The organism is Flavobacterium sp. A45, assembly GCF_002001005.1.
In the GTDB taxonomy this organism is placed as follows: Bacteria; Bacteroidota; Bacteroidia; order Flavobacteriales; family Flavobacteriaceae; genus Flavobacterium.
This window is the reverse complement of sequence record NZ_MUNX01000044.1, coordinates 13,407-33,067: the sequence shown is the minus strand read 5'-3', so window position 1 is coordinate 33,067 and position 19,661 is coordinate 13,407. Positions and strand designations below refer to the sequence as shown.

Below are 19,661 nucleotides of genomic sequence, written 5' to 3'. Positions count from 1 at the left end.
ATATAATAATATTAATTTGATGTCAACTACTGTTATAAATTTGTTAATTATATGTCATACTTATTGATGCCAAAAATAATGACCGAATTACCTATCGGAATTATTAAACTTAACTAACAAATTTTTATTATGAAAAAATTATTATCCGACTTAATTCATTGGAAAGTAAACCACAGAAAGGTTCCATTGATGTTCTTATTATTTACCTGTGGTATCATGAATGCACAGCTAAAGGTGCAAGGGATTGTTACAGATGCTAACAATCTGCCATTATCTGGAGTTAATATAAAAGCAGAAGGGGAGTCTCAAGGAGTTTCTTCTAATTTTGATGGGAAATACGCAATCGATGTACCTGCAAATGCTATATTGACCTTTTCGTTTGTTGGTTTTGATAACAAAAAAGTAGCGGTTAAAGGAAACACTAAGCTCAATGTTACCATGACATCTTCTTCTGAAAACTTGAAAGAAATCGTTGTAATTGGTTATGGAACTCAAAAAAGAGGTAATATCAATGGATCTGTTTCTACTGTAAAAGCAAAAGATATTGAGAACCTAAAAGTAGTAAGTGTTGACCAAATGCTTCAAGGTAAGGCTGCTGGTGTAAGTGTTACTAACAACTCTGGTGCTCCTGGTAGTGCAGCTTCCGTTAGGATTCGAGGGACTACTTCAATTTCAGGGACGAATGAACCTTTATATGTTATTGATGGCGTTCCAGTTTCTGGTGATGCTACGGGAAAATCTACAAGTGGCCGTCCTTTGGCAGGTAGAGATGGATTTTCTTCATCTGGAGGAAGTGGAAATAATGCAGTTAGCCCATTATCAATGATAAATCCTAGTGATATTGAATCTATGGACATTTTGAAAGATGCTTCGGCAACGGCAATTTATGGTTCAAGAGGAGCTAATGGGGTTATTATTATTACTACCAAATCAGGAAAAAAAGGAACAGGCAGAGTTGCCTATGAAAATTTCACTTCAATAAGTAATGTTACGAATAAACTAGATGTTTTGACTTTGCCGGAATATGCTACTTTAAAAACAAACCTGGCTAAATTATGGGGCTTTCAAACACGTCAGGAATTTTCACATCCTGAATTGTTAGGCCCAGGAACAGATTGGCAAGATGAAGTATACAGAACCGCCATTTCGCAAAGTCACCAATTGTCATTTTCGGGAGCCAAAGAGGGCACTAGTTATTACTTATCTGGAAGTTTTATGGATAATGAAGGAACCATCATTAATTCTGGTCTAAAAAGATATACTGTACGTTTAAATTTGGATTCTAAAATTAAAAAATGGCTTAGAGTTGGAGGAAATCTATCAGGAGGTATTACTAATGAAGATATTACTGTGAATCAAAGCTATTCAGGATTAATTTCGAATACTTTATTACAAGCTCCAGATATACCGGTTCGAAATGCTGATGGATCATTTGCTGGCCCACCATCATCAGAGCAAAGTGTAACTTATTATAATCCAGTTGCGGAAGCTTTGACAAGAGAAAATAAATTGGTTCGTAAAAATTTCTTAGGAAATATATATGCAGAAGCGGATCTTTTTAAAGGATTTAAGTATCGTATTGAGATTGCTGCAAATACGGAATTTTCAGAAAATGATGATTTTAGACCTTCTTACAAATGGGGTAGTCAAGAAAATATATTGGCTGATTTGGATGTTAGAAGACAAAATTGGTATTCTACGAATATTAAAAACTTGTTGACTTATGATAGAACTTTCGATAAACATCATTTTACAGTTTTGTTAGGTCAGGAAGCAAATGATTCACATTGGGAAGGAGTAATTGCATCTGCTCAAGGTTTTAAAACAAATTCTATTCATACCTTAAACTTGGCCGATGTTGATAATAATACGGTAACTCAATACAAAGGGAGCGCTTCACTTTCGTCTCTTTTTGCTCGTGTGATATATGACTTTAATGACAAATACAGTATCACGGCTTCAACAAGACAAGACGTTTCATCTAAATTTGATCCTACAACAGACAACCAAAAAGGTGTTTTTAATGCGATTTCAGGTTCTTGGAAACTTTCTAATGAATCTTTTATGGAGGGAACCCGTCAATATGTGGATAATATTAAATTCAGATTGGGTTATGGAGAAACTGGTAACCAACAGATTCCGAACAATAGCTATTCTGCGATGTTGAATGTTCAAAATTCAGGATTGGGAAGCGGGTTTTTACCAGCGAATTATCCAAATCCAAATTTAGTTTGGGAATCATTGAATCAAACTAACTTTGGTATTGATTTTACAATGTTTGAATCTAAATTGTTTGCTAGCGTTGATTTTTATGATAAAAAGTCGGAAGGATTTTTGTTTCAAGTACCATTGCCTCTTTACTTAACAGGAGGCGGAAATCAATACGGTGGGGTTTCTGCACCATACTCTAATTTGGGTACAATGAGCAATACAGGATACGATATTACTGTAGGGTATAATCTAAAATCTTCAGGTAACTTTAATTGGGATATATAGGTAGTGTGATTTTATTGGTCATCAATTTAGCGATGATTATGAAACCGAAACTTTTTGGAATTTCAGGAACTGATGGTGAAGCAGCAATGAAAGCCATGCGTTATTCTTTTATAATGGTAGGAGTTTGGTGGATTTTATTCAGTCAATATACCTATTATTATTTACCAAAAGGAAATAATAAAGCAGGAGAAAAACTGACTAAATCAGTTGTTTTTAATGGATTCAAAGAATTAAAAAAGGTTTGGATATTATTAAATGAGAATATTCCTTTGAGACGATATTTAGGAGGCTTCTTTGTGTCTAGCATGGGAGTACAGACCGTTATGCTGGTTGCTACTTATTTTGGTGCGCAGGAAATTCAATGGTCCTCCAAAGAAGAGAGTACTATTGGATTAATTATTTGCATTTTATTAATACAATTAGTAGCAGTAATCGGAGCTGTATTAACTTCTAGAGTTTCTGCTAAATTTGGAAATATTCCCACCTTAATTTTCATCAATAGTATTTGGGCTGTGTTTTGTGGTCTTGCCTTTTTTATAACACTACCAATGCATTTTTACATCATGGCAACAGTAGTTGGATTTGTAATGGGAGGAATTCAGTCATTATCACGTTCAACATATTCAAAATTATTACCTGAGACTGACGATACTACTTCATTCTTTAGTTTTTATGATGTTGCAGAGAAAATTGGAATCGTAATTGGAATGTGTGTTTATGGTATTATCGATCAAATTACAGGAAGCCCGAGACTGGCGATTGTTATTTTAGCAGTCTTTTTTGTGATTAGTATCTTGTTATTAAGACGAGTTCCTAGAAAATAATAATTTGGATTTGTATAAACGAAACCATATAGTATAAAAAACAAGTCTTTTAATGTCATTACATTAAATTGGAAAACAAAAAAGAGGCTTTAAATGAATAAAAGCCTCTTAAATTATTTCGTAATTTTAAAAACCACTACTCAAAAAATTACATTTTCGAAATTTCGCCTGAGCCACTTACTTTGGTATCTTTTGATTTTGGATCTCCTTTATATTCAATATCTCCTGAACCAGAAACTCTTGCAAATAAGCTCTCCGTACAATTTACTTTCATATCACCTGAGCCTGAAATTGTAAGATTCGCATTTTTTGCAGACAGATTGGTTGCATCCACATCACCAGAACCTGACGTTTTGGAAACAAAATTATCAGAATTTCCAGTTAAAACAACATCACCCGAACCGCTTAAATTAACTTCAAAATCGGAACTTTTAACATCTAAAGTCAAATCACCGGAACCTGATAATTTAGCTTTAAAAGTAGGGCTTACAATTGTGTTCTTGGAAATAATATCGCCAGATCCGGAAAGGGAAACGAAACTGATTTGCTCAAATGGCACAGTCAAAATAATATTTTTGTTAGTACTAATGTTTACGTTTTTTTCGGTATATATTTTCAATACATTCCCTTCTACTTCCACTTTTATATAACGAAGTATATTTTCTTCGGCTTGAATGGAAATTGCACCTTCCTTTCCGGAAACCAAAACCACATCAAAAAAACCGGAAACATTTATTTCGTCATAACTAGCAGTTGTACGCTTCTCGGTAATTATCTTTCCGTTTCCTTTAACTTTGTTATCTGACCATTGTGCATTTGCAATTGTTGTAAAAAACAAAGCACTAAAAACGACTAATAGAATTGAATTTTTCATTTTTGATTAATTAAATTATAGATTGATTATTGAAACCTCTTTTGTTTTTTTTTTTGGAATTGACAAAGAATCTTTTATTGACCTTCTTTTTTATACAATTTTACATTACCATAATCAGATGTGATTGAAATTTTATTTTCTCCTTTTTTCTTGTAAAAACCACTAACTCTTTTTGTATAATTAGTTTCTTCTCTGGAGTTCACAGTCAACTCATTGTCATATCTAAAATCTCCATATCTTACGGAAACATCAAAATCAAAATTATAATTAGGTAGAAAACCAATATTAACACCTGTATATCCTGCTACAATATTTATATTATTGGCTTTGCCTTGAATCGCATCAATAGTGATATTACTATATTTAGTGTTTACTTTCAATTGATTTGAGACAGAACCTACATCAATTGTCAGATAGTTTCCAATTCCATCCAATGAATTGAGTTTTTTAATCTTTACACTTCCGTATTTACTGTTGTATTTTACATCATTGCCTTCGTTAATCTCAATTTCAGAATAATCCGAAAGCAGATCAAGCTTGGTAACTTCATTCATTTTCAATCCAGAATATTTTGAGGTTATTGAACCATTTTTTAAATATTCAATAGTAGAACTTGAACAATAACCAATTTGTACTGTATTGCTGTTACCATTTAATTTTCCCAAATTAATTTTACCGTATTTACAATTGATATCAGTTGTAGAAAAAAGATCTGAAGTACCAATATTTCCGTACTTGTTATTCAATTTTACGGTTCCGTTTTTAGGAATCTTTATAGTGTAATTGATTTCGAAATTATTATTCCTTCCATTATTTTTTGTGCTGGTGTTCCCAAAGACAGTTTTGGCGCTAACCATGCTTTTCAAAGCTACAAAATCCACATCGATTCCAGCTAATTTTTGGTTAACCCATTTCTCATTATCACCACTGACCTTAATGAGAACTTCGATTTCAATTTTATCCTCATTCCAGGTGGTAACAAAAATGCTTCCATAGGAATTCTCAATATTTATTCCGGCATCGCTGTTCACGATATAGGCTTTATTGATTACTTTTTGTTTGGTATAATTAAAATCATCATTCGAAAATCCTAAAAAAGGGGTTAACAGAAGAAGTAATAGTAGTATGTTAAATAGTTTTTTCATCGCTTAATTTTTTAAGTTTTTCAGTTTCTTCAATATGTTGCAAAACATTTTGCAAAAATGAAATTCGGGTTTGTAAGTTGCTAATCATAGCATAAATAATAGGTTTACTTTCACCATTGACTTCCAATTCGTGCTTGATTTTTTCATAATCGCTATCTAGCGATTTCATTTGTTGTAATGCATCATTTACGATTTTTTCATTCTCGGGTGATTTTTTAGCTTTAATTTGTTCCAATTGATGCTCAATCAAAATGGTGAAAATAGAATCCGTTTGCTTGGTTTCCTTAGAAGCAAATTTCAGTTCTTTGGGTTTTTCATTATTCGTATAAAACAATGAAACCCCAAGCATGACAACCACAGAAGCTGCTATAGCATAGATAAATCCAAAATTCTTTTTTCGCTTTTTTAGAGCTAATTTTTCTGAAAACCGATTTTCATGTTGACTATCCATTTCATGGATGTCCCACTGATCTTCTAAATTTTCAAACAATTGATCTAATTTCTCATTTTCATTTTTCATAACTCATTTAATTTTTTCCTTAAATTTTCTTTAGCTCTGCTCAATGTTGTTCTACAGTTGGCATAACTAATTTTAAGAATTTCGCTTATTTCTTCTTGATCATAACCCTCAATATAGAATAAGGTAAGAACCATGCTGTAATTGTATTTCAAGGACTGGATTGTTTCTAAAACCTGTTTTACTTTTAAATCATTAAAATCTAACTTTTCTTCCCTGTCAATATCGTTTTCTTCTAGTTTGTAAAGTGTTTTTTCAAAATCTTCTGTTTTAAATTGATTATTCTTTTTGTAAAAATCAATACTGTAATTAACTATAATCCGTTTCAGCCAAGCGCCAAAGGCTACTTCTTGTTTGAAATCATTTATTTTAGTAAATGCTTTCAAAAAGCCTTCTTGCATGACGTCTTCGGCAAAATGCTCGTCTTTCACAATTCGATAGGCCACATTATACATCGCCTTGCAATAGCGATTATAAATCTCGAATTGTGCTTTCTGATTGTTTTCTTTGCAAAGCGCAATTAATTCTTCGATATTTTGATTGGTCAGATTCAATTAAATAGTAATGATTTGTAGTAAAGACATGAAAATTTTTGGTTTGTTACAGTTTTATAAAATTAGTTTATTTTTTTTCATTTTTATTTCAAACAAAAAACGTCTTAAATGAAAAATAGGATTCACAACCGGATAAAAATTCAAATCAGATTTGATTTTGGCATAATGATTGCCTTATTTTACACCTCAATGCTATACTGTATTTATGCATCGATATTAGCTCAAAATATTGTTGCGATACCTTATATTTGCGTTCCGATTTATAAAATTAATGACAAAAAGACTTAAATACTACTATGTCAAATCATAAAATACTTACTATTGACAATCTGTCACTTCAAGAATTTGATTCTGAAGCCGAATTAATTCCATTATTGACTCCAGAAGATGAGGAAGAAATGAATAACGAAGAATTACCCGATTCTTTACCCATTTTACCTTTGCGGAATACGGTTTTATTTCCAGGTGTAGTTATTCCAATTTCGGCTGGAAGAGATAAATCAATCAAATTGATTAATGATGCTAATGCAGCCGGAAAAGTAATTGGAGTAGTAGCTCAAATAAACGAAGAAGATGAAGATCCTACATTTGATGATATTCATAAAATTGGTACTGTAGCCCGTATTCTACGCGTTTTAAAAATGCCTGATGGTAACGTTACCGTTATTCTGCAAGGAAAAAAGCGTTTTGAATTATCTGAAATGGTTTCTGAAGAACCTTATTTAAAAGCTAAAATTAAAGAAGTTCCTGAAAAAAGACCTGCTAAAAAAGATTCTGAATTCAACGCCATAATTGACTCTGTAAAGGAATTGGCTGTTCAAATTATAAATGAAAGCCCCAATATTCCTTCTGAAGCCACATTTGCAATTAAAAACATAGGAAGCCCATCGTTTTTAATCAGCTTTGTTTCTTCGAATATGAATTTGTCCGTAAAGGAAAAACAAGATTTGCTTTCTATCAATGGATTAAAAGACCGCGCATTGGAAACATTGCGTTATATGAATGTGGAGTTACAAAAACTCGAATTAAAAAATGACATTCAATCAAAAGTTCGTTTTGATTTAGACCAACAGCAAAGAGAATATTTCTTGCATCAGCAAATGAAAACCATCCAAGAAGAATTGGGAGGCGTTTCGCAGGAGGAAGAAATGGACGAAATGAGTGTGAAAGCAAAAAGCAAAAAATGGGATGACAAAACGCAAAAACATTTCGAAAAAGAATTGTCCAAAATGCGTAGAATGAATCCACAAGCTCCTGATTTTGGAATTCAAAGAAATTATTTGGAATTATTTTTAGAATTGCCTTGGGGCGAATATTCTAAAGATAATTTTGATTTAAAGCATGCTCAAAAAGTATTAGACAAAGATCATTTCGGATTGGAAGATGTCAAAAAAAGAATGATCGAGCATTTGGCGGTGCTTAAATTAAGAAACGACATGAAGTCTCCGATCATCTGTTTGACAGGACCTCCAGGAGTTGGTAAAACCTCAATAGGTAGATCTGTTGCCGAGGCATTGGGAAGAGAATATGTTCGTATCTCATTAGGCGGTTTACGTGATGAAGCTGAGATTCGAGGTCATAGAAAAACCTATATTGGTGCTATGCCTGGGCGAATCATTCAGAGTTTAAAGAAAGCTGGAACATCAAATCCAGTGTTTGTCTTGGATGAAATTGACAAATTATCTTCTAGTCATAACGGTGATCCGTCTTCGGCATTATTAGAAGTTTTAGATCCAGAACAAAACAGTTCTTTCTATGATAATTTCCTTGAAATGGGTTATGATTTATCCAAAGTGATGTTCATAGCTACTTCAAATAATATGGCTGCTATTCAACCAGCTTTGGTGGACAGAATGGAAGTTATAAAAATGTCCGGTTATACTATTGAAGAAAAAGTAGAAATTGCAAGAAAGCATTTGTTTTCAAAACAATTGGCAGCTCACGGATTAAAAGCCAAAGATTTGAGCATTGGCAAAAAACAATTGGAAAAAATTGTGGAAGGTTATACTCGTGAATCTGGTGTTCGTGGATTGGAAAATAAAATTGCACAAATCGTTCGTAATGCTGCCAAATCGGTTGCGATGGAGGAGGAGTACAATAAAAAAGTGACCGACGAAGATATTGTAAAAGTACTTGGAGTTCCAAGATTGGAAAGAGACAAATATGAAAACAATGAAGTTGCCGGTGTTGTTACAGGTTTAGCCTGGACAAGTGTTGGTGGCGATATTCTTTTCATTGAATCATTACTTTCTCCAGGTAAAGGATCAATGACTATTACTGGTAATTTAGGAACAGTAATGAAAGAATCGGCTACAATTGCTTTAGAATACATTAAAGCCAATGCCGAATTAATGGGTTTAAATCCAGAAATACTTTCAAAATATAATATTCATTTACACGTTCCAGAAGGAGCTACACCAAAAGATGGGCCTAGTGCCGGTATTGCCATGTTGACTTCTTTAGTTTCTTTATTTACTCAAAAACGTGTAAAGAAAAATCTAGCAATGACAGGGGAAATTACTTTGAGAGGAAAGATATTGCCTGTTGGTGGTATCAAAGAAAAAATATTGGCAGCCAAAAGAGCTAATATCAAAGAAATCATCTTATGTCATGAAAACAAAAGTGATATTGATGAAATCAAAGCTGAATATTTAGAAGGTCTTACCTTTCATTATGTGAAAGAAATGAGTGAAGTTTTGGAATTGGCAATAACCAAGGACAAAGTTAAAAACGCAAAAGATTTGAAGTAAATCCCAATACTGAATTTTTATATTTAAATTCCAAATTCCAATCCTGAATTAAGCAGGACTATTGGAATTTGGAATTTGTTTTTTGATCCTTTTTCTGTTTAATTTTCGTAAGTTTGACGCTTGGAATTTTAAATTTTGACTTTTCAAATACTGTATGTCCCAAAAACTTATTTTCTACTTTTTACTCTTAATCTGTTCTGTTACTTACGGACAAATAGGAGGCAAGTACACTTATGAGTTTTTAAACTTGATTACCTCACCAAGACAAGCAGCATTAGGCGGAAAAGTTATTACCATTTATGATGAAGATGTCAATCAGGCGCTGTTTAATCCTGCTTCCATTAATAGTGAAATGCATAATCGTGTATCCTTAAATTACGGAAATTACTACCAAGAGGTCACTTACGGTACGGCTTCATATGCCTATACCTACGATCAACATTTACAAACATTTCAGGCTGGCATCAATTACATCAATTATGGAAAATTTGATGGATATGATGAGAATGGCTTGCCCACAAGTTCATTTACAGGAAGTGAAATTGCCCTTTCTTTGGGTTATGCCTATAATATTCCTTATACAGATATTCATTTGGGAGCCAATGCAAAACTTATTCAATCCACGCTGGAAAGCTACAACTCAATTGGAGCAGCAGTAGATTTGGGAATGGTATATATCGACGAAAAAAATGATATAAATTGGGCATTGACCTTAATGAATATTGGAACTCAATTTACCACCTACGACGGTACTAGAGAAAAAATACCTTTTGAAATTATTGCTGGAGTTTCCCAGGAATTGGAACACGTTCCCATACGCTGGCATTTTACACTCGAAAATTTACAGCAATGGAATTTGGCTTTTTCAAACCCTGTTAATGCTGAAACTTCTATTGATGGCACTGTGACTGAAGAAAAAGTGTCATTTTTTAATAATGCGCTGCGCCACATGATTTTTGGTGCAGAGCTTTTTCCAAAAAAAGCGTTTAACCTTAGATTTGGTTATAATTTTAGAAGGGCTGCAGAATTGCAAATTCAAGACCAAAGAAATTTCTCAGGACTCTCATTGGGTTTTGGACTTAGACTGAATAAATTAAAATTCAATTATTCCTATTCCAAATATACTTTAGCAGGAAACACCAGTTTGTTTGGAATGATTGTTAATTTTGGGGAATAATTATTAGACGAAAGAGCTAAGAATACAGAATAAAGACCTAAACTTATTTTTAAATAAAAACATGAAAAAGATAACCATAGCAATAGACGGATTTTCATCCACTGGAAAAAGTACTTTAGCCAAACAACTTGCCAAACATTTGGGATACGTATATGTAGATACTGGAGCTATGTATCGTGCTGTGACATTATTTGCTATGCAAAACAATTGTATCGGAGCTGATTTTTTGGATAAAGGGAAATTGGTAAATAGTTTACCTTCCATAAAATTGAGTTTTAAATTCAATCCTGAATTAGGCTTTGCCGAAATGTACTTGAATGATGTCAATGTAGAAACCGAGATCCGAACTTTGGAAGTTTCCAATTTTGTAAGCGCAATAGCCGCTATCTCAGAAGTACGTTCTAAATTAGTGGAGCAACAACAAGAAATGGGCGCAGCAAAAGGAATCGTTATGGATGGAAGAGATATTGGTACCGTTGTTTTTCCTAATGCCGAGCTTAAAATTTTCATGACTGCAGGAGCAGACACACGTGCGCAAAGACGTTTTGATGAATTGCAGGCAAAAGGCGATTCGGTTTCTTACGAAGAGGTTTTGAAGAATGTTGTAGATCGTGATTATGTTGATACTCACAGAGATGATTCTCCATTAGTAATGGCAGAGGATTCTATAGAAGTAGACAATTCTTATTTGGATCGCAAAGAACAATTCGACGTTGTTCTGGAGTTGGTAAATGAGGTAATTAATAGCTTATAAATTTTTTGTTAATATTAATATTAATGGTAGATTTACGCGCCACAAAATCTTAAAATAAAAAAATACAATTCGTCACATGGGAATTAAAAACAGATTGATAATAATGAGTTTTCTTCAATTTTTTGTTTGGGGAGCTTGGTTGATTACAATTGCAAATTATTGGTTTGGAACCAAAAACTGGGAAGGAACTCAATTTGGTTTGGTTTTTGGAACCATGGGAATTGCGTCACTTTTTATGCCAACTATTGCAGGTATTATTGCCGACAGATGGGTTAATGCCGAAAAATTATATGGTATTCTTCAAATTTCATACGGGGCTGTTTTGTTTTACATTCCCCAAGTTACTACACCAGATACTTTTATATACATCATGCTTTTGGCAATGTGTTTTTATATGCCAACGATAGCTTTGAGTAATTCAATTTCATACAATGCCTTAAAAACAAACGGTTTGGATGTCGTTAAAAGCTTCCCTCCAATACGTGTATTTGGTACAATAGGTTTCATCGCTGCTATGTGGATTACCAATTTGACGGGGAATAAAGCCACTGCTTATCAATTTTATATTGCCGGAATAGCTGCAGTTGTATTGGGAATTTATTCTTTTACCTTACCAAAATGTAAACCACAGCGATTAATCAAAGAGGATGCTTCCTTGATGGAAACTTTGGGACTGGAATCTTTTAAATTATTTGCCAATTACAAAATGGCTTTGTTTTTTATTTTTTCCATGTTTTTAGGAGGAGCTTTGCAATTGACAAATGCTTATGGCGATGTTTTTTTGGATGAGTTTAAACATTTTCCAAAATATGCGGATTCATTTGTAGTGGAATATTCTACAATTATAATGTCAATTTCTCAAATTTCGGAGACTTTATTTATTTTGGCAATTCCGTTTTTCTTGAAACGTTTTGGAATCAAACAAGTAATGCTGATTAGTATGCTGGCTTGGGTATTGCGTTTTGGGCTTTTTGCATTTGGAGATCCTGTTCAAGGATTGTGGATGATAATTTTGTCTTGTATAGTTTACGGAATGGCTTTTGACTTCTTTAATATATCAGGTTCATTGTTTGTGGAGACACATGCAGATGCTAAAAATCGTTCTTCGGCTCAAGGAATGTTTATGATGATGACCAATGGAGTAGGGGCAATTTTGGGAAGTTTTACTTCGGGTTGGGCAATTGACCGCTTTTTTACAAAATCTTTTACTAATACAACCGAGTTGGCTTCTTTTCTACAAACAGATGTTGCTAATCCAAAAATGCTTGAATTTGTAAAAGGCCAAGGGAACTCTGTCACTACCGATGGTTTGTTGCAAAACGTAATAATGATGAAAGATTGGCATACGATTTGGTTGGCTTTTGCCATTTATTCTTTGGTTATTGCTATAGCTTTTGCCATTATGTTCAAACACGAACACAATCCAAATGCAGATGTAGTGGATAATTTGAGTCATTAAATAACTTTAAATCCTAGAAGATGCAAAAATTTAAATTATACCTATTGCTCTTGTTAGGGATTTCAGGATTTTCTCAAACAAAACTTATATATGATCAAAGTTTAGATGCATATAAAAACAAAGATTATCATTTGTTTTTAAAATTAGCCAAGCAACTAGACAGTATTCGGCCAATGCATCCAACTTTTACTTATAATTTAGCCTCTGCTTATTCCTTGAATGGGAAAAAGCAAGAGGCTTTATCCGTTTTAAAAAGCATTGTTTTAGCTAACAATACAGTTGCTTTTGAAGGTGATTCAGACTTTGAATCTATTAAAGAAGACAAAGGGTTTAAAGAATTATTGCAATTGAAGGTTTCTCAATCAGCTGTAATTGAAAGTTCCGCTCAAAAAATAAGTCTTTCGGAAAATAATTTGCATCCTGAAGGATTACTTTATCTGCAAAAACACAAACTATGGCTGGCATCTAGTATCCGTAATAAAAAAATTGTTGCCTTTGACGCAAATGGCAAATGTTCTGATTGGTTTACCGATTGTTCTTACTCCGTTTTTGCTTTAAAAACAGACAATAACCAAAAATATTTATGGGTTGCTTGTTCAGCTATACCTGAAATGAAAGGTTTTACTAAAAAAGATGAAGGGAAAAGCGAAATTTTGAAAATTGAAATTGCAACTCAAAAACTAGTTCAACGCTATAGTGTGGAAGGGAGTCATGTTTTTGGAGATATTATTGTAGCCAAAAATAATGATGTTTATATTTCCGATAGTTCAGATCCGCTTATCTATAAAATCGAAAAGGATAGCTTGTTGCTTTGGAAAGATTTAAAAAAGGAAGCTTTTAATTTACAGGGAATCACGCTTGATGAAAATGAATCCAAATTATTTATTGCTGATTATTTGAAAGGTGTTTTGGTTATTTATATTAAAACTAAAGAACACTCTTGGTTAGATTTTCCTGAAGAAACTTCAAAAAAAGGAATAGATGGGTTAGTTTTTTATAAAAAATCTTTAATTGCCATCCAGAATGGTGTAGTACCTATTCGGATTGTGAGGTATAAATTGAATGAGAGTGGTGCTAAAATAATTGATTTTGTTGTTATGGACAATAATAGGGAAGTTTTTAATGAGCCTGCTTTGGCTACACTAGTTCAAAACAAATTGTATTTTTTTGGCAATTCGCCTTGGAAGTTTTATGATAAAAATTTTAAATTGGATGAAACTAAAATTGAAAATCCCAAGTTATTTGAACTTATTTTGGATTGACCTTTTATTGTTTTTCCGATAATTCACATATACCCTAACTAGCCCCGATTGCTTCGCCAGTTCGCTTCGCTCGTGTGCAGTGAAAATCCTTATAAGCCGGCGTTCGGCTTATAAGATTGCAACGAATAGCGGGAACAATGTCAATAAATACGCCTAATCATTCGCTTCTAAACCCTTTTTTGGGCTGTTTAACGTTTTCTGTAAATATCTCTCTATAAATATTTTGCCATATTAAATAAAAGAATTAATTTTGCACACCTTTTGGTAGAGAAGAGTTTCCTTTAGGTATCAACAATTTAAGTAAAACAACTTCTGTATTTTTCTATCGCATGAAGAAACTCGAGAAAAAACAGAATACAAATTTTTTATCAGCATGTCTGAACAATTAAAATCACAAGAAGAGTTTTTAGCAAATTTTAACTGGCATAACTTCGAAGAAGGTATCGATGCAGTAGATGAGAAAAACTTATTAGAGTTTGAAGAACTAGTATCTAAAACTTTCATCGCTACAGATCAAGAAGAAGTAGTTGAAGGAGTTGTTGTTAGAATTACAGATAGAGACGTTATCGTTGATATCAATGCTAAATCTGAAGGTGTTATTTCTTTAAATGAATTCCGTTACAACCCAGCTTTAAAAGTAGGTGACAAAGTAGAAGTATTAATCGACATCCGTGAGGACAAAACAGGTCAATTAGTATTATCTCACAGAAAAGCACGTACTATTAAATCTTGGGATAGAGTTATTTCTGCAAACGAAACAGGAGAAATCGTTAATGGTTTTGTTAAATGCAGAACTAAAGGTGGTATGATCGTTGACGTTTTCGGAATTGAAGCTTTCTTACCAGGATCTCAAATTGATGTTAAGCCAATTAGAGACTACGATGTATATGTAAACAAAATGATGGAATTCAAAGTGGTAAAAATTAACCACGAATTCAAAAACGTTGTTGTATCTCATAAAGCGCTTATTGAAGCGGATATCGAAGTACAGAAAAAAGAAATCATCGGTCAATTACAAAAAGGACAAGTATTAGAAGGTGTTGTTAAAAACATTACTTCTTATGGTGTGTTTATTGACTTAGGTGGTGTTGATGGATTAATTCACATTACTGACCTTTCTTGGAGTAGAATCAACCACCCAAGTGAAGTTCTTGAATTAGACCAAAAATTAAACGTTGTAATCCTTGATTTCGATGATGAGAAAACAAGAATTCAATTAGGATTGAAACAATTAAACGCTCACCCATGGGATGCTTTGAACTCTGATTTGAAAATTGGCGACAAAGTAAACGGTAAAGTAGTTGTAATCGCTGATTACGGTGCATTTATCGAAGTTGCTGAAGGTGTTGAAGGTTTAATCCACGTTTCTGAAATGTCATGGTCAACTCATTTACGTTCTGCTCAAGATTTCGTAAAAGTTGGAGATGTTGTTGAGGCTGTTATCTTAACTTTAGATAGAGATGACCGTAAAATGTCATTAGGTATCAAACAATTGACTCAAGATCCTTGGACTGACATTACTTCTAAATACCCAGTAGGTTCTAAACATACAGGTATCGTTAGAAACTTTACAAACTTTGGAATTTTCGTAGAATTAGAAGAAGGAATTGATGGATTAATCTACATCTCTGACTTATCTTGGACTAAGAAAATCAAACACCCATCTGAATTTGTAAATGTTGGTGAAAAATTAGACGTAGTTGTATTAGAATTAGATGTTGATGGACGTAAATTATCTTTAGGTCACAAACAAACTACTGCTAATCCTTGGGATCAATACGAAGATTCTTTCGCAGTTGGAACTATCCACACAGGTGAAATTTCTGAAATCGTTGACAAAGGAGCTACTGTAGAATTCGGAGATGATATCGTTGCTTTCATTCCTACTCGTCACCTTGAAAAAGAAGACGGTAAGAAATTGAAAAAAGGAGATTCTGCTGATTTCAAAGTAATTGAATTCAACAAAGAATTCAAAAGAGTAGTTGCATCTCACACTGCTATCTTCCGTGAAGAAGAAGAGAAAAACGTGAAAGCTGTTACTGAAAATACTTCATCCGCATCTACTACAAACGCACCAGCTGCAACTTTAGGAGATAACAATGATGTATTAGCTGCATTAAAAGCTAAAATGGAAAAATCAGAGAAAAAATAATTTCTTGATTTTTTGAATATAGGAAGCCCTGCAATTTGCGGGGCTTTTTTTTATGTTTTTAAAAAACCATTCATACTTATAGTTTTTAGTACTCAATTTTTTTTTATAGCTTGTACTAAATAAAAGGTTAAAAGTATGTTAAGTTATATGGAAATGTTTATTTTTGGTGAAATCAAATAAAATTTATGGTTCCAAAACTACGTTTTCCTACTCATTTTACATTTTATTCTTTTCTGACATTTCTTTTTCTATTTTTCTATTCTATTGATGTTAATGCTCAATGTACCGGAATTGCAGGAAGTGATAATAATACTTTAAATGTTTGCGACATTGCAAATCCATCGAGTATTTCTGTAGATTTGAATGCCCAATTAGGGCCTCACACACTTGGAGGAACTTGGTCTGATGATGATAAATCTTTAGGTTTAAATACAACATCTGGTATTTTAAATGCTCAGCAAATCAAAAAAAGTGGTATTTATAATTATACCTATACCGTTTCAGATGGGTTAGGTTGTACAGATTCAGCTATTGTAACAGTTACAATTGGGGGATATGCCGGAACTCCTGGTCCTGATTTTTCTGTTTGTAACAATGAAAGTTTGAATTTGTTCAAGCTTTTTAAAGGGGTTCCAACACCATCACCACAAACAAATGGTACTTGGAATGATGATTCTGGTGCTGGTGGTTTATCGGGCAATACACTTAATACTGCTGCTCCTCCTTCAGGAAACACTTATCCTTATACTTACACAGTCCCATCTCCGTTAGGATCGACTTGTAATTCATCTGTTTCTTCTACTGTAAATGTTTCAATATTCAGAGGACCTGAATCAGGCACACCAACGAATTTGCAATTATGTTCTAATGTATTAGGCACCTACACTAATTTTGATTTATTCGAACAATTGAACGGAGAAGATATTGGTGGAGCATGGACAGATGCTGGGCTTGGAGAAATAACTAGTGCTACAGATTCTAATATTAATATTCAAAATATTTACAATACTAGAGGACCAGGTGTTTATAGTTTTACCTATACTGTGCCATCAAATTATTTGGTTTGTTCCGATCAGTCATCATCTGTAGATATCACTATTGAAAAACAACTTGATTTTACTGGCGCGACATTTAATGTAGTTGATAGTATTTGTGAAGACCTTATAACACCAACAATTTGGGGAGATTTATTTCAAGGAGTTCAAAACATTCCTAACGGAGCTTATGAAGTAACTTATACAATTACTGGAGTTCCTTTACCAATTACTACAACACAGAATTTTATTGGTGGAAAAATGCAGTTGCCTATACCATCAAGTAATTTTTCTGGAGTAGGTTCTTATACTATTACAATTACAAATATAGTTAGTACGTCAAGTCTGGGTATTTGTAAAAATATAATAGGTTCAATTTTCGATGTTTTCCATATTAACCCAATTCCTAAAATCAATAATGCTACACTAACTATTGTTCCAGTTTGTCAAACCTTTGACGCATTAGTAAATTTTTCTGGAACATCAAATCTTACCGATGGAAATTATGATATCCTTTACAATATAAGCGGTAGTAATACAGCCGTAGCAATCCCTTCTGTTCTAAGTATTACAAGTGGTTTAGGTTCTTTTGCAATTCCAAAAGCTTTGATTCCAAATGTAGGTACGAGCACCATTACTATTACCCGAATTACCAATACTGCAACTGGTTGTACCAATACATCTGCACTTAATGAGCAATTTACGGTAAATCCTTTACCTGACGCAACCAATTTAGTTGCAACAATTAATGATGTATGTCAAGGTCAGCCCATAAGTGTAAAATTATCGGGTTTAGGAACTTTGACAGCTATTGCTATTACTTATAATCTTTCAGGATTTAATACTTTGACATCACAAACTATTCCTTTAGCAGTAGTAGCTGGTGAAGTTAATTTTGTTATTCCGGCAACTGATATCCCAAATGTTGGGCTGACCTCTTTCACAATAACTGATTTGACCAATACAGTAACTGGATGTACTTTAGCCATAAATAATAAAACAGATTTTACTGTAAATCCAATACCTGCTATTCCAGCTGCAAATGATCAAAATTTTTGCACTTCAGAAAACGCAACTGTTGCCAATTTAAGCCCTCAAGGAAATCAATATCAATGGTTTGATTCGGCAACAAGCACAGTCCCGTTAATTAGTACAACACCTTTAGTTAGTGGAAATTATTATGTAAAAGAAGTAAATGCACTAACAGGTTGTGAATCTAGTTTAAAAACTATTATGGTAGCAATAAATACCACTCCACAAATCAATAATGCAACATTAAATATTACACCTATTTGCCAAGGATATACTGCAAGTGTAAATTTCTCCGGCACATCCAATCTTACTGATGGGATCTATGATATTCTTTATAATTTATCAGGAAGTAATATAGCTAATGCAATTCCATCGACTTTAAATATTACTGCTGGGTTAGCCAATTTTACTATAGCATCCAATTTAATTCCAAATTCTGGAAACACAACTATTGTTATTACAAATATTACCAACATAACAACCAATTGTACGAACGCATCAACGTTGTCAAAAGTCTTTACTGTAAATGCTTTACCTGATGTTTCCAGTATGCTTGTGACAGTAAAAGATGCCTGTTTGGGTCAAGCCCTAAATGTCGATATTACTGGATTGGGAACCTTAACGAATATTACATTGAGTTATACTGTGTCGGGAGTAAATGCAATAAGCTCTCAAACAATTTCATTGACTGTTAATGCAGGAAAAACAAGCTTTTCAATACCTGCGAGCAATCTTTTAAATACAGGGAGTAGTATCTTGGCTATAACAGATTTAACCAATACTGGCAATGGCTGCTCTGCAATAATTAATACTGTAACCAAAAATTTCACTGTTAATTCCATACCTATCAATCCAACTGCTAGCGATCAAAGTTTTTGTGAAACAGAGTTGGCAACAGTAGCTAATTTAATTCCAAACGGAAATCAATACAATTGGTATAACACATCTGCTAGCACAACACCTTTGCCATTAACCGCAATTTTGGCAACAGGAAATTATTTTGTTAAAGAAAAGCACCTTGTCACAGGGTGTGAATCTTCAGCAACTCCAATTAATGTGATAATAAATTCGGTTCAAACACCCGTTTTGCAACCCAATGGAGAAGAATTTTGCGGAATTGACCAACCGACAATTCTAAATTTATCAAACAATACCACGGCATCAACAAATTTAGCTTGGTATGACGCTGCAACAAACGGAATATTACTTCCTAGTACAGACTTACTTACAGAAGGAGCAACGTATTTTGGTTTCGATTATAATACAACAACTCAATGTTTTTCCAGTCCTTTAGCGGTAACCGTTTCCCTAACCGATTGTAATGTAACTCCCGAAAAATTAAAGATTCCTGATGGATTTTCTCCAAATGGTGATGGTATAAATGATACTTTTCAAATCATTGATGTTGAATTTTCCTTTCCAAATTACACTTTAGAAATTTTTAATCGATACGGAAATGTTTTATTCAAAGGAGACATCAATAAACCGGATTGGAATGGAAAAAATTCCAATTCAAGCTTTATAGATGGTGATGCACCTGCTGGAGTCTATTTTTATATTATCAACTATAATAAAGATAATTTGCCTCCAAAACAAGGCCAACTTTATTTAAATCGATAATTCATTTTCTT

General features: G+C 33.3%; 12 protein-coding genes and 1 pseudogene. 9 read left to right on the top strand and 4 right to left on the bottom strand.

What is annotated here, in order from left to right:
- Positions 1–129 precede the first annotated feature (129 nt).
- Together B0E44_RS02185 and B0E44_RS02180 are read left to right on the top strand one after the other, a co-directional pair.
- Positions 130–2,496, top strand: a complete 2,367-nt coding sequence (locus B0E44_RS02185) for a SusC/RagA family TonB-linked outer membrane protein (protein WP_371594448.1) — start codon at positions 130–132, stop codon at positions 2,494–2,496.
- Positions 2,484–3,320: pseudogene (locus B0E44_RS02180) on the top strand (MFS transporter); the annotation flags it as partial. The gene B0E44_RS02185 and the pseudogene B0E44_RS02180, both read left to right, overlap by 13 nt.
- Before the next feature lie 148 nt (positions 3,321–3,468).
- Here B0E44_RS02180 and B0E44_RS02175 read toward each other — a convergent pair.
- The 4 genes from B0E44_RS02175 to B0E44_RS02160 all read right to left on the bottom strand — a co-directional run bounded on the left by B0E44_RS02175 (position 3,469) and on the right by B0E44_RS02160 (position 6,410).
- Positions 3,469–4,194, bottom strand: coding sequence for a head GIN domain-containing protein (locus tag B0E44_RS02175; RefSeq protein ID WP_077370565.1), 726 nt, complete (start codon positions 4,192–4,194; stop codon positions 3,469–3,471).
- Positions 4,195–4,268: 74 nt separating this feature from the next.
- Complete coding sequence (locus B0E44_RS02170) at positions 4,269–5,339, bottom strand: hypothetical protein (RefSeq protein ID WP_077370564.1); 1,071 nt, start codon at positions 5,337–5,339, stop codon at positions 4,269–4,271.
- On the bottom strand, positions 5,323–5,859 hold the full coding sequence (locus B0E44_RS02165; protein WP_077370563.1) for an anti-sigma factor: 537 nt from the start codon (positions 5,857–5,859) through the stop codon (positions 5,323–5,325). Before B0E44_RS02165 ends, B0E44_RS02170 begins: the two co-directional genes overlap by 17 nt.
- Positions 5,856–6,410: an RNA polymerase sigma factor gene (locus B0E44_RS02160; protein ID WP_077370562.1), complete on the bottom strand. Its 555-nt coding sequence runs from the start codon at positions 6,408–6,410 to the stop codon at positions 5,856–5,858. The genes B0E44_RS02165 and B0E44_RS02160 overlap by 4 nt, the downstream gene beginning before the upstream one ends.
- Before the next feature lie 296 nt (positions 6,411–6,706).
- Here B0E44_RS02160 and lon point away from each other — a divergent pair, with 296 nt between their 5' ends.
- The 7 genes from lon (at position 6,707) to B0E44_RS02125 (ending at position 19,650) form a co-directional block, all read left to right on the top strand.
- Positions 6,707–9,160: an endopeptidase La gene (lon, locus tag B0E44_RS02155; protein WP_077370561.1), complete on the top strand. Its 2,454-nt coding sequence runs from the start codon at positions 6,707–6,709 to the stop codon at positions 9,158–9,160.
- Positions 9,161–9,314: 154 nt separating this feature from the next.
- Positions 9,315–10,337, top strand: coding sequence for a type IX secretion system protein PorQ (porQ, locus tag B0E44_RS02150; protein WP_077370560.1), 1,023 nt, complete (start codon positions 9,315–9,317; stop codon positions 10,335–10,337).
- Positions 10,338–10,398: 61 nt separating this feature from the next.
- Positions 10,399–11,091 (top strand): (d)CMP kinase, encoded by a 693-nt coding sequence (cmk, locus tag B0E44_RS02145; RefSeq protein ID WP_077370559.1) that lies wholly within the window; start codon positions 10,399–10,401, stop codon positions 11,089–11,091.
- A 76-nt stretch (positions 11,092–11,167) separates the two neighbouring features.
- Positions 11,168–12,550, top strand: coding sequence for a nucleoside permease (locus B0E44_RS02140; RefSeq protein WP_077370558.1), 1,383 nt, complete (start codon positions 11,168–11,170; stop codon positions 12,548–12,550).
- 20 nt (positions 12,551–12,570) lie between these two features.
- Positions 12,571–13,812: a hypothetical protein gene (locus tag B0E44_RS02135; protein WP_077370557.1), complete on the top strand. Its 1,242-nt coding sequence runs from the start codon at positions 12,571–12,573 to the stop codon at positions 13,810–13,812.
- A gap of 373 nt (positions 13,813–14,185) precedes the next feature.
- Positions 14,186–15,964, top strand: a complete 1,779-nt coding sequence (rpsA, locus tag B0E44_RS02130) for a 30S ribosomal protein S1 (RefSeq protein WP_077370556.1) — start codon at positions 14,186–14,188, stop codon at positions 15,962–15,964.
- Between the two features lie 185 nt (positions 15,965–16,149).
- Entirely contained in the window at positions 16,150–19,650 is a 3,501-nt protein-coding gene (locus tag B0E44_RS02125) for a gliding motility-associated C-terminal domain-containing protein (RefSeq protein WP_077370555.1), read from the top strand.
- Positions 19,651–19,661: the final 11 nt, after the last annotated feature.